17 protein-coding genes are annotated in these 18,685 nt (G+C 58.7%); 12 read left to right on the top strand and 5 right to left on the bottom strand.

The window, feature by feature from the left end; translation table 11 throughout:
• Positions 1-2: 2 nt before the first annotated feature.
• Positions 3-896 (bottom strand): phosphoribosylaminoimidazolesuccinocarboxamide synthase, encoded by an 894-nt coding sequence (locus tag QP982_RS09335; RefSeq protein WP_016421399.1) that lies wholly within the window; start codon positions 894-896, stop codon positions 3-5.
• Between the two features lie 296 nt (positions 897-1,192).
• Here QP982_RS09335 and QP982_RS09330 point away from each other — a divergent pair, with 296 nt between their 5' ends.
• From QP982_RS09330 to QP982_RS09300, 7 genes are all read left to right on the top strand, one after another.
• A complete protein-coding gene (locus tag QP982_RS09330; RefSeq protein WP_016421400.1) occupies positions 1,193-2,515 on the top strand; it encodes an acetyl-CoA C-acetyltransferase in 1,323 nt (440 codons plus the stop codon).
• 47 nt (positions 2,516-2,562) lie between these two features.
• Complete coding sequence (locus QP982_RS09325; protein WP_049173074.1) at positions 2,563-3,921, top strand: 3-oxoacyl-ACP reductase; 1,359 nt, start codon at positions 2,563-2,565, stop codon at positions 3,919-3,921.
• 53 nt (positions 3,922-3,974) lie between these two features.
• Entirely contained in the window at positions 3,975-4,937 is a 963-nt protein-coding gene (locus tag QP982_RS09320) for a MaoC/PaaZ C-terminal domain-containing protein (protein ID WP_048732091.1), read from the top strand.
• Positions 4,938-5,317: 380 nt separating this feature from the next.
• Complete coding sequence (gene nrdI, locus QP982_RS09315; RefSeq protein ID WP_284870461.1) at positions 5,318-5,782, top strand: class Ib ribonucleoside-diphosphate reductase assembly flavoprotein NrdI; 465 nt, start codon at positions 5,318-5,320, stop codon at positions 5,780-5,782.
• A complete protein-coding gene (gene nrdF, locus QP982_RS09310) occupies positions 5,779-6,783 on the top strand; it encodes a class 1b ribonucleoside-diphosphate reductase subunit beta (RefSeq protein ID WP_080971523.1) in 1,005 nt (334 codons plus the stop codon). The genes nrdI and nrdF overlap by 4 nt, the downstream gene beginning before the upstream one ends.
• Before the next feature lie 42 nt (positions 6,784-6,825).
• The gene (locus tag QP982_RS09305) at positions 6,826-7,401 is read left to right on the top strand and encodes an NADPH-dependent FMN reductase (protein WP_016421405.1); all 576 of its coding nucleotides are present in this window, start codon (positions 6,826-6,828) and stop codon (positions 7,399-7,401) included.
• A 120-nt stretch (positions 7,402-7,521) separates the two neighbouring features.
• The gene (locus QP982_RS09300) at positions 7,522-8,217 is read left to right on the top strand and encodes a VOC family protein (protein ID WP_049173075.1); all 696 of its coding nucleotides are present in this window, start codon (positions 7,522-7,524) and stop codon (positions 8,215-8,217) included.
• A 2-nt stretch (positions 8,218-8,219) separates the two neighbouring features.
• Here QP982_RS09300 and QP982_RS09295 read toward each other — a convergent pair whose 3' ends face one another.
• The 4 genes from QP982_RS09295 to QP982_RS09280 all read right to left on the bottom strand — a co-directional run bounded on the left by QP982_RS09295 (position 8,220) and on the right by QP982_RS09280 (position 13,568).
• On the bottom strand, positions 8,220-10,196 hold the full coding sequence (locus QP982_RS09295; protein WP_284870459.1) for a vWA domain-containing protein: 1,977 nt from the start codon (positions 10,194-10,196) through the stop codon (positions 8,220-8,222).
• A gap of 336 nt (positions 10,197-10,532) precedes the next feature.
• A complete protein-coding gene (locus QP982_RS09290) occupies positions 10,533-11,462 on the bottom strand; it encodes an alpha/beta hydrolase (RefSeq protein WP_070549872.1) in 930 nt (309 codons plus the stop codon).
• Between the two features lie 191 nt (positions 11,463-11,653).
• A complete protein-coding gene (gene purB / locus QP982_RS09285) occupies positions 11,654-13,084 on the bottom strand; it encodes an adenylosuccinate lyase (protein WP_069359129.1) in 1,431 nt (476 codons plus the stop codon).
• Between the two features lie 34 nt (positions 13,085-13,118).
• On the bottom strand, positions 13,119-13,568 hold the full coding sequence (locus QP982_RS09280; RefSeq protein ID WP_049172172.1) for a MarR family winged helix-turn-helix transcriptional regulator: 450 nt from the start codon (positions 13,566-13,568) through the stop codon (positions 13,119-13,121).
• A 259-nt stretch (positions 13,569-13,827) separates the two neighbouring features.
• Between QP982_RS09280 and QP982_RS09275 the strand changes: the two genes are divergently transcribed.
• The 5 genes from QP982_RS09275 to QP982_RS09255 all read left to right on the top strand — a co-directional run bounded on the left by QP982_RS09275 (position 13,828) and on the right by QP982_RS09255 (position 18,558).
• A complete protein-coding gene (locus QP982_RS09275) occupies positions 13,828-15,108 on the top strand; it encodes an MFS transporter (protein ID WP_284870457.1) in 1,281 nt (426 codons plus the stop codon).
• A gap of 120 nt (positions 15,109-15,228) precedes the next feature.
• On the top strand, positions 15,229-15,957 hold the full coding sequence (locus tag QP982_RS09270) for an amino acid ABC transporter ATP-binding protein (protein WP_069359127.1): 729 nt from the start codon (positions 15,229-15,231) through the stop codon (positions 15,955-15,957).
• A gap of 15 nt (positions 15,958-15,972) precedes the next feature.
• Positions 15,973-16,914 (top strand): glutamate ABC transporter substrate-binding protein, encoded by a 942-nt coding sequence (locus QP982_RS09265; RefSeq protein WP_016421414.1) that lies wholly within the window; start codon positions 15,973-15,975, stop codon positions 16,912-16,914.
• 19 nt (positions 16,915-16,933) lie between these two features.
• Positions 16,934-17,620 carry an amino acid ABC transporter permease gene (locus tag QP982_RS09260; protein ID WP_048733083.1) on the top strand — a complete coding sequence of 229 codons (687 nt, stop codon included), beginning with the start codon at positions 16,934-16,936 and terminating at the stop codon, positions 17,618-17,620.
• The gene (locus QP982_RS09255) at positions 17,620-18,558 is read left to right on the top strand and encodes an amino acid ABC transporter permease (protein WP_016421416.1); all 939 of its coding nucleotides are present in this window, start codon (positions 17,620-17,622) and stop codon (positions 18,556-18,558) included. Before QP982_RS09260 ends, QP982_RS09255 begins: the two co-directional genes overlap by 1 nt.
• Positions 18,559-18,685 lie beyond the last annotated feature (127 nt).

The following is an 18,685-nucleotide window of genomic DNA, read 5'->3' as shown; positions in this document are numbered from 1 at the left end:
GCTCACGCAGGTTCTCCAATCCAGTCCGAGAAGCGGCGGCCCGACAGTCGTTCGTAGGCCTCGACGTACCGCTCGCGAGTTGCTTCCACAACACTACCCGGCAGCGCTGGCGGCGGAGTGCCCTCGTCCTTCTTCCAGCCGGACTTGGAGCAGGTCAGCCAGTTTCGGACGTACTGCTTGTCAAAGCTCGGGTTAACCGAACCCTCCTGGTAGGAGTCGGCTGGCCAGTAGCGGGAGGAGTCCGGGGTGAGAACCTCGTCGGCCAGCACCAGATTGCCGTCGGAGTCGAGACCGAACTCGAACTTGGTGTCGGCCAGGATGATGCCGCGCTCAGCAGCCAGTTCAGCAGCCTGGGTGTAGATACGCAGGGTGGCATCGCGCAGCTCTTCGGCGCGCTTCTGCCCCAGGGACTCCACAACGGCGTCGAAAGAGACATTCTCGTCGTGCTCGCCCAGCTCAGCCTTGGTGGCCGGGGTGAAAATCGGTTCCGGCAACTTGGAGCCCTCGACGAGGCCCTCTGGCAGCTCAATGCCACAGACAGTGCCGTTTTCCTTGTACTCGACCAGGCCAGAGCCTGTCAGGTAGCCACGTGCCACGCACTCGAATGGCAGCATGTCCAGCTTCTTGCACACCAGCGCACGACCTAGGCACTCCTCCGGAATGCGCTCATCGTCAGCCGGGCCAGCCATGTGGTTCGGGAAGTCAATCTCATCGAAGAAGAACACGCTCATCGCGGTGAGCACTCGACCCTTGTCAGGAATCGGGGTCTCCAGAATGTGGTCGAAGGCAGAAATACGGTCACTGACCACAAGCAGCAGAGTCTCAGGGTCAATCTCGTAGATTTCCCGGACCTTGCCCGCGGAAAGATGGTTATACGAGGAAAGTTCAGGTCGCATGGCGATAAAGTCTAAACCCCTATACGCTTTTGCACTCTATTGATACCTCCGGCCACCACCCCAACTAGTGGGGAATGACGCAATTACCGTCGTCAAGCGGGAAAACTTTTGAGATTCCGGAGTGCTGCCCATCGAATTTTTCACAGGTGGACGACGGTGTTTACCCCTCACCTCCCCCGCTCGGTAGATGACCGGGCAAAAATATTTCTAAAAACGTGACAGAAAACACCGATACCAGTATTGTCTAAATTTAGTAATTCACGTCACACTTCAAGGATTTTGAAGGGAACAATCACATGGCAGCTCAGGCCAACAATAACTCTCTGCGCCGCGCAGTCGTTGTCGGCGGTAACCGCATTCCGTTCGCTCGTTCTAATAAGGAATACGCTAACGAGTCGAACCAGGACATGCTGACCGCTGCAATCGACGGTCTCGTCGCCCGCTTCGGTATCGGCGGCGAGCGCCTCGGCGCAGTCTCCGCCGGCGCCGTGCTGAAGCACTCCCGTGACTTTAACCTCACCCGTGAATGTGTCCTCGGCTCCGCACTGGCGCCGGACACCCCGGCTTTCGACATTCAGATGGCATGTGCCACCGGCATGGAGGCCCTCAACTCTGTCTCCAACATGATTAAGCTGGGCCAGATTGACTCCGCTATCGCCGGCGGCGTGGACACCACCTCCGACGCTCCGATTGCTGTCAACGACCGTCTGCGCAAGATCCTGCTGGAGGCCAGCCGCCAGAAGTCCACTCTGGACATGGCAAAGGTCTTCCTGAAGGCTCGTCCGTCCGACCTGGCTCCGGACACCCCGTCGACCGGCGAGCCGCGCACTGGTCTGTCCATGGGCGAGCACCAGGCCATCACCACCGCCAAGTGGGGCGTTACCCGCGCCGAGCAGGACGAGCTCGCCGCCGCTTCCCACCAGAACATGGCAAACGCTTACGACGAGGGCTTCTTCACTGACCTCGTCACCCCGTACAAGGGCGTTTCCCGCGACACCAACATGCGCCCGGACTCCACCCCGGAGAAGCTGGCCAAGCTCAAGCCAGTCTTCGGCCGCGGTCTGGAAGCAGAGCCGACCATGACCGCCGGTAACTCCACTCCGCTTACCGACGGCGCCTCCGCCGTCCTCGTCTCCACCCCGGAGTGGGCCGCTGAGCGCGGTCTGCCGGTGCTTGCCGACGTCGTCGATTCCGAGGCAGCCGCAGTCGACTTCGTCCACGGCGACGAGGGCCTGCTGATGGCTCCGGCTTACGCCACCCCGCGCCTGCTGGCCCGCAACGGCTGGACCTTCGACGACTTCGATTTCTTCGAGATCCACGAGGCCTTCGCCGGCACTGTCCTGTCCACCATGAAGGCATGGGAGGACGAGGAGTTCTGCCGCACCAAGCTTGGACTGGAAGGCCCGCTGGGCTCCATCCCGCGCGAGAAGCTCAACGTCAAGGGCTCTTCCCTGGCAGCCGGCCACCCATTCGCCGCTACCGGCGGCCGCATTGTGGCAGCCCTCGCCAAGATGCTGCGTCAGAAGGCAGACGAGACCGGCAAGACCACTCGCGGCCTGATCTCCGTTTGTGCTGCGGGCGGCCAGGGTGTTGTCGCAGTTCTCGAGGCTCGCGTCTAAAAGCGCACCACCGATAAAGACACTTTTACTTTCAAGGAGAATTTTCCATGACCGATAAGTACCAGGAACTCGTCAACGGTGGTCCGCTCACTGGACTGGCTAAGGCCGCTGGCCTGCCGCAGCCACCGTTCCTGCGCCGCCACAAGCCGGGCGGTCCGCTGCTGAACAACGACAAGGTGCTCGTCACCGGCGAGGGTGCAGATGCAGACGCAGTTGCAGCTCAGCTGGCTGAGTGGGGTCTGCAGGTCCGTCGTGGCAACGCCGCTGACGACAAGATTGGTGCCATTGTCCTCGTCGCCACTGAGGCCAAGCGTCCGGCAGAGCTGCAGGGCCCAGTGCTCGCTGCTGCAAAGCACATGCGCAAGCTGGACAAGGGTGGTCGCATCGTCACCGTCTCCCGCGCCAAGGATGCTCACCACAACGCAACCCCGGCCGAGATCGCTGAGAACGCTGTCGCCGGTGGTATCGAGGGCCTGATTCGCTCCCTCGGCCACGAGGTTCGTGGCGGCTCCACCGCCAACGGCATCCTCGTTGCTCCGGGGGTCTCGGTCACCGCGCCATCCGTGATTTCCTCCCTGCACTTCTTCCTCTCCGGCCGCTCGGCCTTCATCGACGGCCAGTTCCTCCGCGTCACCTCCGACGCGGGCGAGATCCCGTCCGACTGGGATAAGCCGCTGGCTGGCAAGGTTGCCGCTGTCACCGGTTCCGCCCGTGGTATCGGTGCCGCTATCGCTCGCCAGCTCAAGGCTGACGGCGCAGAGGTCATCGTCATCGACGTTCCACAGGCGGGCGAGGCTCTGTCCAAGGTTGCCAACGAGCTCGGTGGCCTGGCTCTGCAGCAGGACATCACTGCCGACGACGCCGGCAACGCCATTGCCGATGCCGCTGTGGCCCGCTACGGTCGCCTGGACATCGTCATCCACAACGCAGGCATCACCCGCGACAAGATGTTCGCCAACATGGACGACGCCAAGTGGGGCTCGGTCATCGCCGTCAACATCGAGTCTCAGCTGAAGATGAACGAGCAGCTGCTGAACCACAAGGCCTTCGAGAAGGCTCCGCGTATTGCCACCATGGCTTCCACCTCCGGTATCGCAGGTAACCGCGGCCAGACCAACTACGCCACCTCCAAGGCCGGCGTTATCGCAATGGTCGAGGCTTACGCTGAGGAGTTTGCTAAGCGCGGCGGCAACATCAACGCTGTTGCTCCGGGCTTCATCGAGACCGACATGACCGCTGCTATTCCGTTCGTCAACCGCCAGGTTGCTCGACGCGTGAACTCGCTGCAGCAGGGTGGCCAGCCGGGCGATGTCGCCCAGGCAATCGCCTTCCTGGTCTCCGACCGCGCTCTCGGCGTCAATGGTCACGTCCTGCGCGTCTGCGGTCAGAACATCGTCGGCGCCTAAGCGAAGTCGCGGCTTCCGCATAGGCTCCCGATAAGGAGGAAAGAGGAAAACTTATGGCTAAGACCCTGGATGCCATTCCCAATCTGGTTCCGCTCTACGCCAAGGCAGCTGCTGGTTCGGCGAAGAAACGCCCGAACTCCACCGAAATCAAGGTCGATGAACTAGTGGTCAAGGGCGTCACTGTCGATGCCGACCGTGACCAGGACTTCCGCGACGTCGTTGGCGCCCCGAAGTCTGAACAGGCTTTCTTCGGCCACATCCACGCCCTAATCATGCCCATCCAGATGGAGCTAATGGCTGCGGATGATTTCCCGCTGCCGATGATGGGCCTGGTCCACACCGAGAACACCTACCGCGAAATCTCGCCTGTCACACTCGGTGGCAAAGTTGATATCGCGGTGAAGGTTGCCGCATTCCGCGCTCACCGCTCGGGCACTGAGGTTGTTCTGGAGTCAACTGTTACATCGTCCACATCCGGCGCCACCTTGGTCGAGGAGCAGTCGGTGTATCTGGCCAAGGGCGTTCGCCTGAAGGATGCCGAGGGCTTCGAAGAGGTCCAGGCACAGCGTGAGGCCATCAAGTCCGGCGCCGAGACCATCAAACGCGAGCAGTTCAAGGTTCCCTTCCCCACCGCTCAGTGGAAGCTAGCTGGCAACACTGGCCGCCAGTGGGCCAAGGTTTCCGGTGACTGGAACCCGATTCACATCACCTCTGTCTCCGCCAAGGCCCTGGGTATGCCGGCAGCAATTGCACACGGCATGTACACCGCCTCCCGCGCGCTGGCTGAGGCGCAGGTTCTGCCGGGTCAGCCATACGAGTTCCAGATTTCCTTCGGGGCACCAGTCGTTCTGCCGACCACGATCAATGTCGCCCTCACCCACACCGGTGACGGCGCGGGTGCCGCACACGATCTGACTGATGGCAGCTCCAACATTGGCCGCGCAGTCAAAATCGTCGCATGGGACCGCAAGAAGAAGCGTCCGCACTTCACCGGAAGTGTTCGCCCACTGAAGTAGTGGATTTCGCTATGCATCTGTAGTTATTCCATAACGCATTGATGCTAAGCGCTGTAGAAAAGGCCGCACTTTGGAAACCCAGTCATCTCGTTGACTGGTTCATTCCAAAGCGCGGCCTTTTTGTTTGCCCTGTTTGGCTCCGCTGAGAGGCCTCTGGAATCTACCTCCCCTCGTTGGGGAGACACCCCCGCTGCCAGCCCCGCTATCTTTCTCGCCTTGAAAATCAACTGCTGGATTTTTCTGCCGTTAATACAGAGCCGCGGCTTTACTTCTCAATTGCATTACTAAGCACGTTCAGTCTTACGTAAGCAGCACCTTGTTGACACCACGTTCACTCCTGTACGTTATTGTTCAATCCATTGAACATAGGAGGTAATCGAGTGTCTTCATCATCGAAGACGCCGCTGACTTTCACGGAACTCCCACCGGAGGAGTCACCCCGAATCGTGTACTTCTCCAGTGCTTCTGAAAACACTCACCGGTTCGTCCAAAAGCTGGCTCAACCAGCAGCACGCATCCCGTTACATCCGCGAAAAGACGGAATGATTCGCGTTTGCAGCCCATTTGTCCTGATCACACCGACTTATGGTGGCGGATGTCGGCGCCGCGCGGTACCTAAGCAAGTCATCGCTTTTCTCAACGACGAAACCAACAGGAGTTTCATCCGCGGTGTCATCACCTCGGGCAACACAAATTTCGGCACCGACTTTTGCATAGCCGGAGCCATCATTTCTGCAAAATGCCAGGTTCCGGAGCTATACCACTATGAGCTACTGGGGACAGACCACGATGTGGAGAACGTCAAAGAGGGCCTGGAAGAATTCTGGAGGAGCGCTACTTCTTGAACATCTACAGCTATTCAACTACGCCACCGTCTTTTCGAAAGGACCCAGCTGCCCGCCTTCGGCCAATCAACTGGAACCGAGTGCAAGATGACAAAGATCTCGAAGTGTGGAATCGCCTAACAGCAAATTTTTGGCTGCCCGAAAAAGTTCCGCTGTCCAATGACCTTGCAGACTGGCGACGTCTCACCGATCTAGAACGCGAGCTGACCATGAAGGTCTTCACCGGACTGACCATGCTCGACACAGTCCAGGCGTCTGTCGGGGAGATTTCCCAAATTCAAGATGCCCGCACCGAACATGAAGAGGCCGTCTACACGAATATCGCTTTCATGCAAGCAGTGCATGCAAAGTCTTATTCTTCAGTATTTTCTACGCTATCCAATACCCCTGACATCGACGCTGCCTACCAATGGGCAGTCGCCAATGACATCCTGCAGGCTCGGTCAAAAGCTGTGCTCAAACACTATTACGGCGACGTTCCACTCAAGCGAAAGGCGGCAGCAACGCTTCTTTCGTCCTTCTCGCTCTACGCCGGCTTCTACCTCCCGCTGCACTTCGCATCACGTGGCATCCTGACCAATACCGCCGACATGGTGCGCCTGATTCTGCGTGACAAAGCTGTTCACGGCTATTACTCCGGCTACAAATTCCAGCGAGGCGTAGAAACCTACGACACCGCCACGCAAACGCAGATGAAGGCTTTCGTCTTCGAACTTCTCGATGATCTATACCAGCTCGAACTGAGGTACTCCGAAGCCCTATACCAACCACTCGGGCTCTACGACGACGTTGCCAACTTCATTCGATACAACGCCAACAAAGCGCTCATGAACTTGGGATACCCGCAGCGGTTTAACCATGAAGAGACCGCCTTCAAGCCCGAAATTCTCGCCGCCCTCACCCCGGGGTCAGATGAAAACCACGACTTTTTCTCCGGTTCCGGCTCCGCATATGTCATCGGAAAAGCCGAAGACACCGCAGATGAAGACTGGGATTTCTAAATCCACGTCTTTCCCCATACATCCTAAGAAAGGAACATTCGCATGACTGCACAGATTTCTATCCTGGTAGGAAGCTTGCGTCGAGCCTCCTATGCACGAAAGATTGCACTCAAGGCAGCCACGTACTTCCCCGATGACTTCAAAGTCGACATCGTCGAGATTCGTGACCTCCCTCTCTACAACTTCGACTACGACGACCCCGCAGTGTCCGATATTGCGACTCCCGCGGAATACACCAGTTTCCGGGAAACCATTAAAGCCAGCGATGGCATCCTATTTGTCACCCCAGAAAACAACCGCACAATTCCTGCAGCTCTGAAGAATGCCGTTGACATCGGATCTAAGCCCAACGGTGATGTGGCATGGAAGAACCTGCCCGCGGGAATTATCAGCCACTCCGTCGGCCGTATGGGCGGTTATAGCTCTCAGAAGAACTTGCGACTCGCGCTGTCGTACTTCGACATGCCGATGCTCGGTCAGCCAGAGGTCTTCCTGGGACAATCGCCAACACTCATTGACGAACAAGGAGAATTCACGTCGTCAAGCACTGAGGACTTTGTTCGCGACTACATCAACAGATTTGCAGACCTAGTTCGCGAGCAGAGCCCACGCCACTAACTGAAATCCCCTAATCAGCGCAGCGTTACTGGGGATATCGCCGTATGAAGATTCTTCACTGACTAGGATCAAACGCTGCGTTCTCTGCGCGGTTAGGCGCTCGTCGTTAGGCTCATTTTCATGACTGTTTCTATCTCGGCCGTGATCGCGCTTAACGACGACCCCCGCGCCGCTGCGCGGTTTTACGCCGAAGGTTTTCACTCCAACATCAAGCCCAACTCCACCACGCTCACCATCGGCGGGATGGACTTTGAACTCATTGAGAACGGGAACCGCCGATTAACCCCCGCTGTGTCTTTTATGGTGCGATTTGCCCCTGGTCAGGAAAACCAGCTGCGCAGACTGTGGGAGCATCTGATGGCGGGTGATGAAACCATCAGCGGTGGTGCTACGCTCATGCCCCTGACCAGCTACGATTTCTCGCCGCTCTTTGGCTGGTTGGTCGACGGCAATGGGGTCAACTGGCAACTGATGATTGATTCCTTAACCAGCGGGGCTGCAAGCACGGACGCTGCCGCAAAGACAGCGAATCCCGCCGTTATTCCCTACTTCATGTGGACAGGCGACGAACCACAGGCTGCCGCCGCCACCGAGGTATACAACCGGCTTTTCGGGTCAGGGAATTTCATGACGCTCGACTCGCCGGGCATGCACAATTTCACCTTCGGCGACGGTGTGGCGATGCGCCTCTCCAGCGATTCGGCCGAAGAGGTCGAAAGCGCCTGCCAAGCGCTTGGCCTAACAGGCGCTGAGGTTGCCGAGGGCACGGAAGCCGTCGTCAAGCCTGACCGATTCGGCGTGTACTGGACGCTCTAGCGTTACTTACGGGTCAACGCGATTGCCGCGCCGACGACGGCTAACAGAACTGCACCAATAGAGAACCACATCATGTTGGAAGAGCCGTCATCCTCGTTTTCTTCGGTGCCCTTCGGATTCTGCTGGCTACTAGTCGGGGCCTCGCTACTTGGCGACTTGTGCGCGACCTGTTCAAAAGCTGGGCCCGGAATCTTCTCGCCGACCAACTCCGTGGTCAGCTGGTAAGTCACCGGGACGTTTTGAACACCCGCGACATCGTGGGATTGACCGGCACCCCAGCTGTTGTTGAAGAAGACAACGATGTACTGGTCGCCATCCAACCAGGCTCTTTCAGCCTCGTAATCGCCCGACTTTTCACTATCTTCGCCGATCCGATTGCGATAGTTAATCCGGGCCGAGTTACCAAATGTAGTCTCTTCACCGATCTGGTGTTCATTGGCCGGACGGTTTTCCTCGCTGCCGGCGAGCTGGCGTGCCGAGTTCAGCGTCTTGATATCCAGGCCGGAGATCTGTGCAAGCTTGTCCGCTTCTGGGGCGTCAATGAGTTTGACGGCGCCGCGGAGCTGCTGCCCATACTCGGACTTGATCTTGTACACGTGCGTCTCACCAGGAACAATGTCGGCCGTGACGCTGCTGATGCTGTCGGCAGTAAGTTCCGTGGCGTCATCGAACCACGAACCTGGGGTGACCTTCTTAGCCTGATCCGCTTCCGGTGTCGCGGGCGGAGGGGTCAAGCTCTCCTTGTCGGACGGGAACGCCTCCGGCACATCAATCAGGTTTTCGTTGGCGAAACGCTTGATGGTTACTTCTGCAGGAATGTCCTGGCCCTCGAAGGGGCCTCCTTTTCGGGCCACGGAGAACACCATATTGCCCGACTTACAGTCCCCCTCCGCTCCTCCGGACTGCTTGGTTGTTATCGATGCGAAAAAGGGGCCATTGGAGTCGATGATGCCATTGCCGAAATCATTGGCAAGGAAGCAACTGCTGTCATCCAAATGCATAGTGAGCGCGAAGTTGCGGACATCTAGGTCCATCAAAGTCGCGCCTGACGACGCTCCCGGCACCGTGGCCGCACTAATTGCAAGCCGCTCTCCCTCAGCGACCGGGACGGAGAAGTACTCAGCACCGTCGCCTTCCTGATTACTGATGCTGCGCTCGGACTCAGGAGTCTTTTCCCGCAGCTTGGTCGAGAACGTTTCCACGTCGGCAGGCACCTTGGTAGCGCTCGTAGGAGCGTCGCCGCCCTGTATCTCTTGCGCGCTGGACTGCGCGGTGCGTGCGGTGCGGGTCGCCAGCGTCTTCATGGACTCAGCCAGCGAATCGGAGTCCTGGGCGTCCAGGTACTCACCGCCAGTGGCCTCAGCAATGCACTCCAGTTCAGCACGTGCACCTGCATCAACAAGGAAACCAACTGTGTTGATGACCAGGTCAATGCCCTGCTGCTTGAGTTCCTTGGCTACCTCGCACACCGGTGGCGGAGCACAGGTGTCCTCACCATCGGAGACCAACACAATCGAACGTTGCCCTTCTTTCGGCAACTCATCGGCAGCCTGACGCAGCGCAGGCCCCATCGGGGTGTGGCCGGAGGCTTGGACCTTTCCTACTTCAGCAGGAATCTTCGCCGAGTTACCCGCCTGCACGGGCAGCAGCGTGGTGATGTCCTGACAGCCAGCTTCCCGCTCCTCCGGCGAATTGCCAACTTCCGTGCCGTAGACCATGAACCCAATTTCGGAGTCCTCTGACACCGATCCCGCGAACTTACTCGTGGCAGTCTTCGCTGCCTCCATTCGGGTCTGGCCGCCCGCGTCGTCGGCAAGCATTGACCCTGAAGCATCCAGGATCACCATGGTTGGCGAGATAGTACTCGCGGCCTCTTGCGCCTGTGCACGCCCTGTTGTGATTCCCGCAAAAGAGCCTACGAGCACCAGCAGCATGGAGATGGTGAGCACGACCGCTGAGAGTTGTCTTCTTCTGATCATGTGGTCGGTTCCTTTTCTTCAAGCGTAAATCTTCAAGCGTAAAAAGAACGTTACATGACAAAAGTATGTCTGATTCTCAAGATAATGACTGGGCAGACCCCAAAAATTACGGGCGCCAAATATGATTACGGGCTGCAAATGTGAAACTGTATGAGTTTATGACACTTTCAGGCAATTTTTCAGGCCATTTTTGTCATAAACGCAGTCAGTAACTTGCATCGCCCTGCCGCCGCTGACATAAACGCAGTCAGTAACTCGCATTGGGATAAGTAGCAAAAGATGCCCACCGGTCGACCCGCCGAACGGGCATACTTTTTGTCTATTAACCAGCTCCCCCTAGCGGGACTCCAACCACGCCACAATGTCGGAGTAGACCTCTTCCTTATTCAACTCGTTGAGAATCTCATGGCGACCATCCGGATAGACCTTAAAGCGCACGTCCTTCTTGCCCGCGTTCAGGTATTTGCCCACGACCTCAGTCACACAGGCAGCGCCACCCGCCGGATCAACGGCACCGGAAACCACGAAAAGCGGCAGCTCATCAGGCGCTTTCTCATAGGCTTCAGGCGAGTTCGCGTAGTGCGTGCCGACGAGAAGGTCGCGGAAAAAGGCATTGGTGGGAACGAAACCACACTTGTCGTCCGCAATATAAGCATCAACAACCTTGTGGTCGCGGGTGAGCCAATCAAACTTAGTGCGGCGCTCAAAGCCCTTGTTGTAATCAGCAAAGGTGAGAGTGTTGAGCAGCTTGCCCGGCGCGGTAGGACGAATCTTAGCCAGCAGGTTTGCCACCTTCATTCCCGCGTCGCCCTTAGCCCCTGGCCACGACACAGTACCCATGATAATGACGCCGGTGAGCCCTTCGCCGTACTTGGCGATGTAGTTACGAGTCAGAAGCGACCCCATGGAGTGGCCGAGAATATAGTGCTTGCTGCCTGGGAATTCAGCATCAACATACTGGCGCACCGCGTGGAGGTCTTCGAGAATCAAGTTCCAGCCACCGTAGTCAGCGAAGTAGCCCGGGATGCCAGCATCTGTCTTGGTCATACCGTGGCCGCGATGGTCGTGCGCGACGACGGCATAGCCCTGGGATACGAGGTACTCGGCGAACTTGGCGTAGCGGTTGGCGTACTCGACCATGCCGTGGACAATCTGCACCACTCCCTTAGGAGTAACGGGCGCGCCCTTGTCATTTTCTGGAACCCAGCGCAGCACATTCAATGTGGCACCTGGGCGAGAAAGCGAAGTCCTAACAGCCGATGTCACGTCGGGCACCTTTCGCGTAGAGGTTTCGATACTTACCGCTCATCGTACCGAGGAACTTGGCTGCTCACTGGTGGTTTCGCCAACAAACGACGAAAAACTCTGCCACCAACGTGACAGAGTTTTTCAAAGGTACTTACGTTTGCACGTTTGCGCGTTTCGCGCTTCGCGATTCGCGCGTGACGCTCGCGAAGCTACAGAATCTCGCCCGGCTTGTAGGCCGCGGCCTCTGGGTACTTGTCCACGACAGCCTGCACACGTGCAACTACGCGGTCAACCTGGGATTCCGCGGCACCGATGAACGCATGGCGGTTCGCCAGAGCGTCGGCAAGCCCTGCGGCATCCAGCGGGAAACGCTCATCTGCAGCGAGACGTTCAGTGAGATTCTGCTCAGCACCCTTTTCGCGCATATCCAGTGCGGTGGCGACGGCGTGCTCCTTGATGATCTCGTGGGCTTCCTCGCGGCCCATACCAGCGCGAACGGCTGCCATGAGGATCTTGGTGGAAGCCAGGAACGGCAGGTAGCGCTCCAGCTCACGGTCGATCATGGCCGGGAATGCACCGAACTCGGACAGGACGGTGAGGAAGGTTTCGAACATGCCGTCCATGGCGAAGAAAGCATCCGGCAGTGCAACGCGGCGAACCACGGAGCAGGAAACGTCGCCTTCGTTCCACTGAGTACCGGCGTATTCGGAGAGCATGGTCATGTAACCACGCAGGATGACCTGGAAACCGTGGACGCGCTCACAGGAGCGGGCGTTCATCTTGTGCGGCATGGCGGAAGAGCCGACCTGGCCTTCCTTGAAGCCCTCGGTGACGGTCTCATTACCGGCCATCAGGCGGATGGTGGTGGCCAGCGACGCCGGGCCTGCGCCCAGCTCGACCAGTGCGGACAGAGCGTCGAAGTCGAGGGTGCGCGGGTAGACCTGACCAACGGAGTCAAAGACGCGGTCGAAGCCGAGGCCTTCAGCGATTTCGTTTTCGAGGGAGGCCAGTGCGGACTCATCACCGTCAAGCAGATCCAGCATGTCCTGGGCGGTACCCATCGGGCCCTTGATGCCACGCAGTGGGTAGCGGGAAATCAGGTCTTCTACGCGCTCGATGCCCAGCAGCATCTCGTCCGCAGCAGAGGCGAAGCGCTTACCCAGGGTTGTTGCCTGTGCGGCGACGTTGTGGGAGCGACCTGCCATCACCAGCGACTGGTACTCGGAGGCCTTTTCCGCAGTGCGGGCGGCAACGGCAACGGCCTTGTCGCGCACGACCTTCAGCGACTGCAGAACCTGCAGCTGCTCAACGTTTTCGGTCAGGTCACGCGAGGTCATACCCTTGTGAATGTGCTCGGTGCCAGCCAGGTCGCAGAACTCTTCAATGCGAGCCTTCACATCGTGGCGAGTAATACGCTCACGGGCGGCAATGGAGTCGAGGTCAACCTGGTCGATGACCTTCTCATACGCCTCGATAGTGCCCTCCGGCACCTCAATTCCGCGAGCGACCTGAGCCTTCAGAACGGCAATCCAGAGCTTGCGCTCGAGGATGATCTTGTACTCAGGGCTCCACAACTCAGCCAGAGTCGCAGAGGCGTATCGGTTAGCAAGGACGTTTGCGATCTTCTTTTTCTCAGCCACGCCCTCAAGTATTCCATGACCACTGCATCCGCGGTTATCTAGGCCATGGATGACCACGCATTTCTTCCACGCCCTCGTTGAATTTGCGCATCAATCGCACGAACTCCGCGAGCTCCGAGTCTTCCCAGCCATGCGTAATGTCATCGACGGTATTCTTACGCGCCTCAATCTCCCGGTGCAGCAGCTCTAGCCCCTTGTCGGTCGCGCTATGCACCTTCGCGCTTGACGACGGCGCGGACCTCTTCGCGATATACCCCTGCCGCATGGCGGCGGCCAGCTGGCGATGCACTGTAGAAATGTCCAGCCCTAGTGCATCGGAGAGCTCGGCGACTGTCATATCCGGCTGTGCTTCCAGCCTAGCCAGCAGTGCTGCGGCGGAGCGATCCAACAGGATGTCCTTACGATGTGGTCGGTAGCCGCTGGAGCTCACCCGGGATAGCAGCATGTTCTCGTAAACGAGCGCGGCCAGGTCGTCGTTTCGCACGGTGGCAGTCAATCCTCTTGTCGCCTTTATGTCGGCCCTTTAATGGGCCTGCGGGATGTATCTGTTTGCTGAACAGCCCCTATTCTAGCGCGCCACGGATGCGGTTAAGGCCGAAAAAGCACATTTGCATCATACAAACCAATTGTTATAATTCGAGCCCTAACTGCATTTTTGCATGATACAAATGCCGGAAAGCAGTTTCGCCAAAGCACTAATTCCACGATCGTTTTCAAACGAGAAAAGAGACCGTATCTTCAGCATGACAACGCATACGACCACACAGAACAGGCACAAACAGAACGAGCAGGACGAGCAGCACGGGCAAGACAAGCTCTTCTCCCCCGCGTTCATCATCAGCTGGCTGATTAACTTCAGCATGTACCTGGTGTTCTACCTTTCAATCACAGTCATGGCGCTCTACGCCGTCCAGCGCTTCTCCGCCTCAGATGCCGCCGGTGGCTTCGCTGCCAGTTCTTTCGTGGTCGGCGCCACCATCGCGCGACTCTTTTCCGGCTACTTGGTGGACACCTTCGGTGGTCGCAGAATCATGCTTGGCTCGCTCGCTGTCATCGTGGCAGCCTGTGCCGCCTACATTTGGGCCGCATCCCTGCCGGTCCTGATTGCAATCCGCATCATCCACGGCCTGACCTACGCATTAGCTTCCACCGCCGTGATGGCCGCCGCCCAGACCGCTATTCCGGCTTCGCGCCGCGCAGAGGGAACTGGCTATATCTCGCTCGGCACCACCCTGGCCACCGCGATTGGCCCAGCTCTCGGCCTAGCCCTTATTGGCTCGGTCGGCTACAGCGTCCTCTTTACCACAGCCCTCGGCCTGTCCATTGTCGGACTGGTGCTGGCACTCGTTCTGCCACAACACAACGGGCCCACCACTGCGGAAACCAAGGCCGAGGCCACCGAGGATTCGTCGGCAAGCGAGACGAAGCGCACATTTTCCTTCGATGACATCATGACGCCGAGAGTGGTGCCGATCGGTCTGTTCATGCTGCTCATCGGCCTGGCGTATGCGGGCGTGATTACATTCCTGAACCGATACTCGCAGCTGAGCGGCCTGGCTAGGGGCGCCAGCTTCTTCTTCATCGCCTATGCGGTGGCGATGATGGCGGCGCGTTTCTCACTGGGACGCCTACAAGATCGCCGCGGCGACAACCCCGTTATCGCCATCGGCCTGGTGTGCTTCACCATCTCACTGCTTGTTCTGGCTTTCGCAACCGCTGACTGGCACGTTATCGCCGCCGGTGCGCTCTGCGGCCTGGGCTACGGCACGCTGATGCCGGCCTGCCAGACCATCTCCGTGCACCTGGCGCCGGCGCACAAGTTGGGCACGGGCATCTCGACGCTGCTCCTGCTTGTCGACGCAGGCATCGGCCTCGGCCCAATCGTGCTTGGTTCGGTAGCCGCCACTATGGGCTTCGACAAGATGTACGCAGGCCTGGCGGTTGTCGTGGTTCTCGCGGCCGTTTTCTACTGGTTCGTGCATGGCCGCAAGCCTGTTGCGAGGCGCCATCGCGTGGATCTTTAGAACTAATTGGTGTGCAGTCACTTTTCACAAGTGAATATCGCACAAGGAACACCGATAGCAGTGATGTGTCGTGAGTCACCTATACTTTTTCACATGACTGAATCATCCACACCACAGAGCATGATTTCGATTGCCGGGGTGAATAAGCACTACGGCGATTACCACGCTTTGCGCGACATCAATCTGGAAATCCCAGCTGGTCAGGTCGTAGTTGTCCTCGGCCCCTCCGGCTCTGGTAAGTCCACACTGTGCCGAACCATCAACCGCCTCGAGACCATCGACAGCGGCGAGATCCGCATCAACGGCAAACTTCTCCCAGAAGAGGGTAAGGAACTCACCCGTCTGCGTGCTGAGGTCGGCATGGTCTTCCAGCAGTTCAACCTCTTCAGCCACATGACCATTCGCGACAATGTCACGTTGGCCCCACTGAAGGTCCGCAAGATCTCAAAAGCCGAGGCCCGCGAGCGTGCGGACAAGCTGCTCGCCCGTGTCGGCATTGCGGAACAGGCTGACAAGTACCCGGCACAGCTCTCCGGCGGTCAGCAGCAGCGCGTCGCCATCGCACGCGCCCTGGCCATGGACCCGAAGGTCATGCTTTTCGACGAGCCCACCTCCGCGCTCGACCCGGAAATGATTAACGAGGTCCTCGATGTCATGACCGACCTGGCCAAGGGCGGCATGACCATGGTCTGTGTCACCCACGAGATGAGCTTCGCCCGCCGCGTGGCCGACCGCATCCTGTTCATGGCCGACGGTGCGATTGTCGAAGACACCGACCCGGAGACCTTCTTCACCAACCCGCAGAGCGATCGTGCCAAGGACTTCTTGGCCAAGATCGTCGGACACTAGGCGGGGCTGGTCACCATGAAGCTTTCACTATTACGAGGAGGCCGGGGACGCAGTCGCAACCAGGGCCGCCGAGGTGTCGTCGGCAAGCGAGTTGCGGCGGCTGTCGTAGCTGTTGCCACGACGATGAGCCTCGCGGCCTGCGGTAGCGGCGGACCCCGAAACCTGCTGGCCGATATCGAAGCCGGGCACGTGACGCTGGGTACGAAGTTTGACCAGCCGGGCCTCGGTGAGCGCACTCCGGACCGTGAGTTCGCGGGCGTCGACAACGATGTTTCCCGCTACGTCATTGAGTACATCGCCAACAAGAACGGTTGGGATGTGCCCGAGATGGAGTGGCGCGAGACCCCGTCCGCTCAGCGCGAGACGCTGATTAACAACGGCGAGGTCAACATGATCGCCGCCACCTACTCCATCAACGCTGGCCGCCTGGCTGCCGTCGACTTCGCCGGCCCGTACCTGGTCACGCACCAGGCACTGTTGGTGCGCGGTTCCGAGGGCATCCAGGGGCTTGACGACGTCGCCCCGGGCACTCGCCTGTGTTCTGTATCCGGCTCCACCCCAGCGCAGAAAGTCAAGGACGCTCTACCGGAGGTGCAGCTGCAGGAGTTCGATACCTACGCCGCGTGCGCGGAAGGTGTGAAGCAGGGTGTCGTCGATGCCCTGACCACCGATGCGACCATTCTCGCGGGCTTCGCCCAGCGCTACAAGGAGCGCTTCGGCGACGACTTCCGCGTGGTCGAGCTGCGCAACCCCGATGGTTCCTACTGGACCAATGAGTACTACGGCATCGGCCTGCCCAAGGGTGATGATGCCAGCCGTGAGGCCATCAATGAGGCGCTGGAGTCGCTGTACGACACCGGTGAGCTTCAGAAGATCCTGAAGAAGCATTTGGGCGACAAGTTCGAGCTCGACGACAAGCCGGCAATCGGCGATCTGTCGTTCGTAGAGAAGAAGTAGGAAGGGGTGCGAGCAAACAATGAATCCAGAACTATGGAGTGAAATGGGGCCGGAACTGCTTCCGGCTTTCTGGGTAACCATCAAACTGACGATTGCTTCGGCAATTGGTTCCCTGATTTTTGGCACGCTTCTCACCGCTATGCGCGTGAGCCCCGTGGGAATCCTGCGTACCCTGTCGACCTGGTACATCAACATTGTCCGCAATACCCCGCTGACGTTGATTGTGCTGCTGGCCTCGATGGGTCTCTACTACAACTTGGGGCTGCTGCTGGCTGCGGAGAATGACTCCTTCATTGTCAAGCAGAACTTCCGTCTCGCGGTGTTGGCCTTCGTTGCCTACACCTCGTGCTTCGTTGCGGAGTCCCTGCGCGCCGGTATTAATACTGTGCCGTTCGGGCAGGCCGAAGCCGCCCGCTCCCTGGGGCTTAGCTTCGGCCAAAGCTTCCGCTACATCATCTTCCCGCAGGCGTTCCGTGGCGCTATCGTGCCACTCGGCAACACCCTGATCGCGCTGACCAAGAACACCACGATTGCCTCGGTAATCGGTGTGGCTGAAGCGTCGCTGCTGATGAAGACCATGACCGAAAACTACGCCAGCGATATCCTGATTATCTTCGGCATCATCGCTGTCGGCTTTATTATTCTGACTCTGCCGACCGGCCTGTTCTTCGGCTGGGCTGGCAAGCGATGGGCGGTGAAGCGCTAATGGCTACTCGCGCAACAGTTCTTTACGACGCGCCGGGCCCCAAGGCTCAGCGCTTCAACCGAACCCTCACCTGGATCGTGGCCGCAATCACCGTTGCGATCCTCGCCTGGGTCGGAATGAAACTGGCCGACAAGGGCCAGTTCGAGGCGAATAAGTGGTCGTTCTTCCTAGAATCCACAACCTGGACCACGTACATTCTGCCCGGTCTGGTCAGCACCATTGTCGCGGCTGTCGTCTCTATTGTGTTGGCACTGGTTATTGGTGCTCTCCTGGGCGTCGGTAGGTTGAGCCCGGTCGCTCCGGTGCGCTGGCTGTGCTCGGTGATTGTCGAGTTCTTCCGCGCCATTCCGGTGCTGGTGCTCATGCTGTTTGCCTACTCGGTGTTCGCGCTTTGGCAGCTGTTTCCGTCGAACTACCTCGGCTTTGCCGCCGTTGTGTTTGGCCTGACCATGTACAACGGATCCGTCATTGGCGAGACGCTGCGCTCCGGCATCGAATCGCTGCCGAAGGGCCAGCGAGAGGCCGCGATTGCGCTGGGTCTCTCCCACCGCCAGACGATGGTCACCATTTTGCTGCCGCAGGCAGTCGCCGCCATGTTGCCGGCGATTATCTCGCAGATGGTCATCGCGCTGAAGGACTCCGCACTGGGCTACATGATTGGCTACGTCGAGGTTGTCCGCTCCGGCCGCCAGCTTGGCGAGTACTACGGCGCCATGATTCCATCGCTGGTCGTCGTAGCAATCATTCTCATTGCCATCAACTTCGGCCTTGCCAACCTTGCTGAGCGCATCGAAAGCCAGCTCCGCGCCGGCCGCGCCCGCCGCAACATCATTGCGAAGGTCCCGCATCAGCCTGATGTCGGTGTCACCACCAAGGACCAGGCCAACGTGGATTGGCACGATGAGGACTACAAGGACCTCCGAGGCACCTACGAGTAAAGCTAATCACGGCTTAACGCCACACTTGCTTTACGACGAACACAGCGACGCCGGGTTAAGTGACAAAAAGTGTGTCTGATTTTCAGCCTATTTGCTGGTCAGGCCGCATAAAACGGGCTTATATAAG

Origin of the sequence: Corynebacterium sp. MSK019, assembly GCF_030232425.1 — a bacterium.
GTDB lineage: Bacteria > Actinomycetota > Actinomycetes > Mycobacteriales > Mycobacteriaceae > Corynebacterium > Corynebacterium jeikeium_D.
Note: the sequence above shows the minus strand (reverse complement) of the source record. Positions and strands in the feature narration are given on the sequence as shown.

Coding starts and splice junctions, on each gene's coding strand:
- QP982_RS09335 (WP_016421399.1), bottom strand. CDS start 896: ATGCGACCTGAACTTTCCTCGTATAACCATCTTTCCGCGGGCAAGGTC.
- QP982_RS09270 (WP_069359127.1), top strand. CDS start 15,229: ATGATTTCGATTGCCGGGGTGAATAAGCACTACGGCGATTACCACGCT.
- QP982_RS09265 (WP_016421414.1), top strand. CDS start 15,973: ATGAAGCTTTCACTATTACGAGGAGGCCGGGGACGCAGTCGCAACCAG.
- QP982_RS09330 (WP_016421400.1), top strand. CDS start 1,193: ATGGCAGCTCAGGCCAACAATAACTCTCTGCGCCGCGCAGTCGTTGTC.
- QP982_RS09255 (WP_016421416.1), top strand. CDS start 17,620: ATGGCTACTCGCGCAACAGTTCTTTACGACGCGCCGGGCCCCAAGGCT.
- QP982_RS09260 (WP_048733083.1), top strand. CDS start 16,934: ATGAATCCAGAACTATGGAGTGAAATGGGGCCGGAACTGCTTCCGGCT.
- QP982_RS09300 (WP_049173075.1), top strand. CDS start 7,522: ATGACTGTTTCTATCTCGGCCGTGATCGCGCTTAACGACGACCCCCGC.
- QP982_RS09305 (WP_016421405.1), top strand. CDS start 6,826: ATGACTGCACAGATTTCTATCCTGGTAGGAAGCTTGCGTCGAGCCTCC.
- QP982_RS09320 (WP_048732091.1), top strand. CDS start 3,975: ATGGCTAAGACCCTGGATGCCATTCCCAATCTGGTTCCGCTCTACGCC.
- QP982_RS09295 (WP_284870459.1), bottom strand. CDS start 10,196: ATGATCAGAAGAAGACAACTCTCAGCGGTCGTGCTCACCATCTCCATG.
- QP982_RS09325 (WP_049173074.1), top strand. CDS start 2,563: ATGACCGATAAGTACCAGGAACTCGTCAACGGTGGTCCGCTCACTGGA.
- QP982_RS09275 (WP_284870457.1), top strand. CDS start 13,828: ATGACAACGCATACGACCACACAGAACAGGCACAAACAGAACGAGCAG.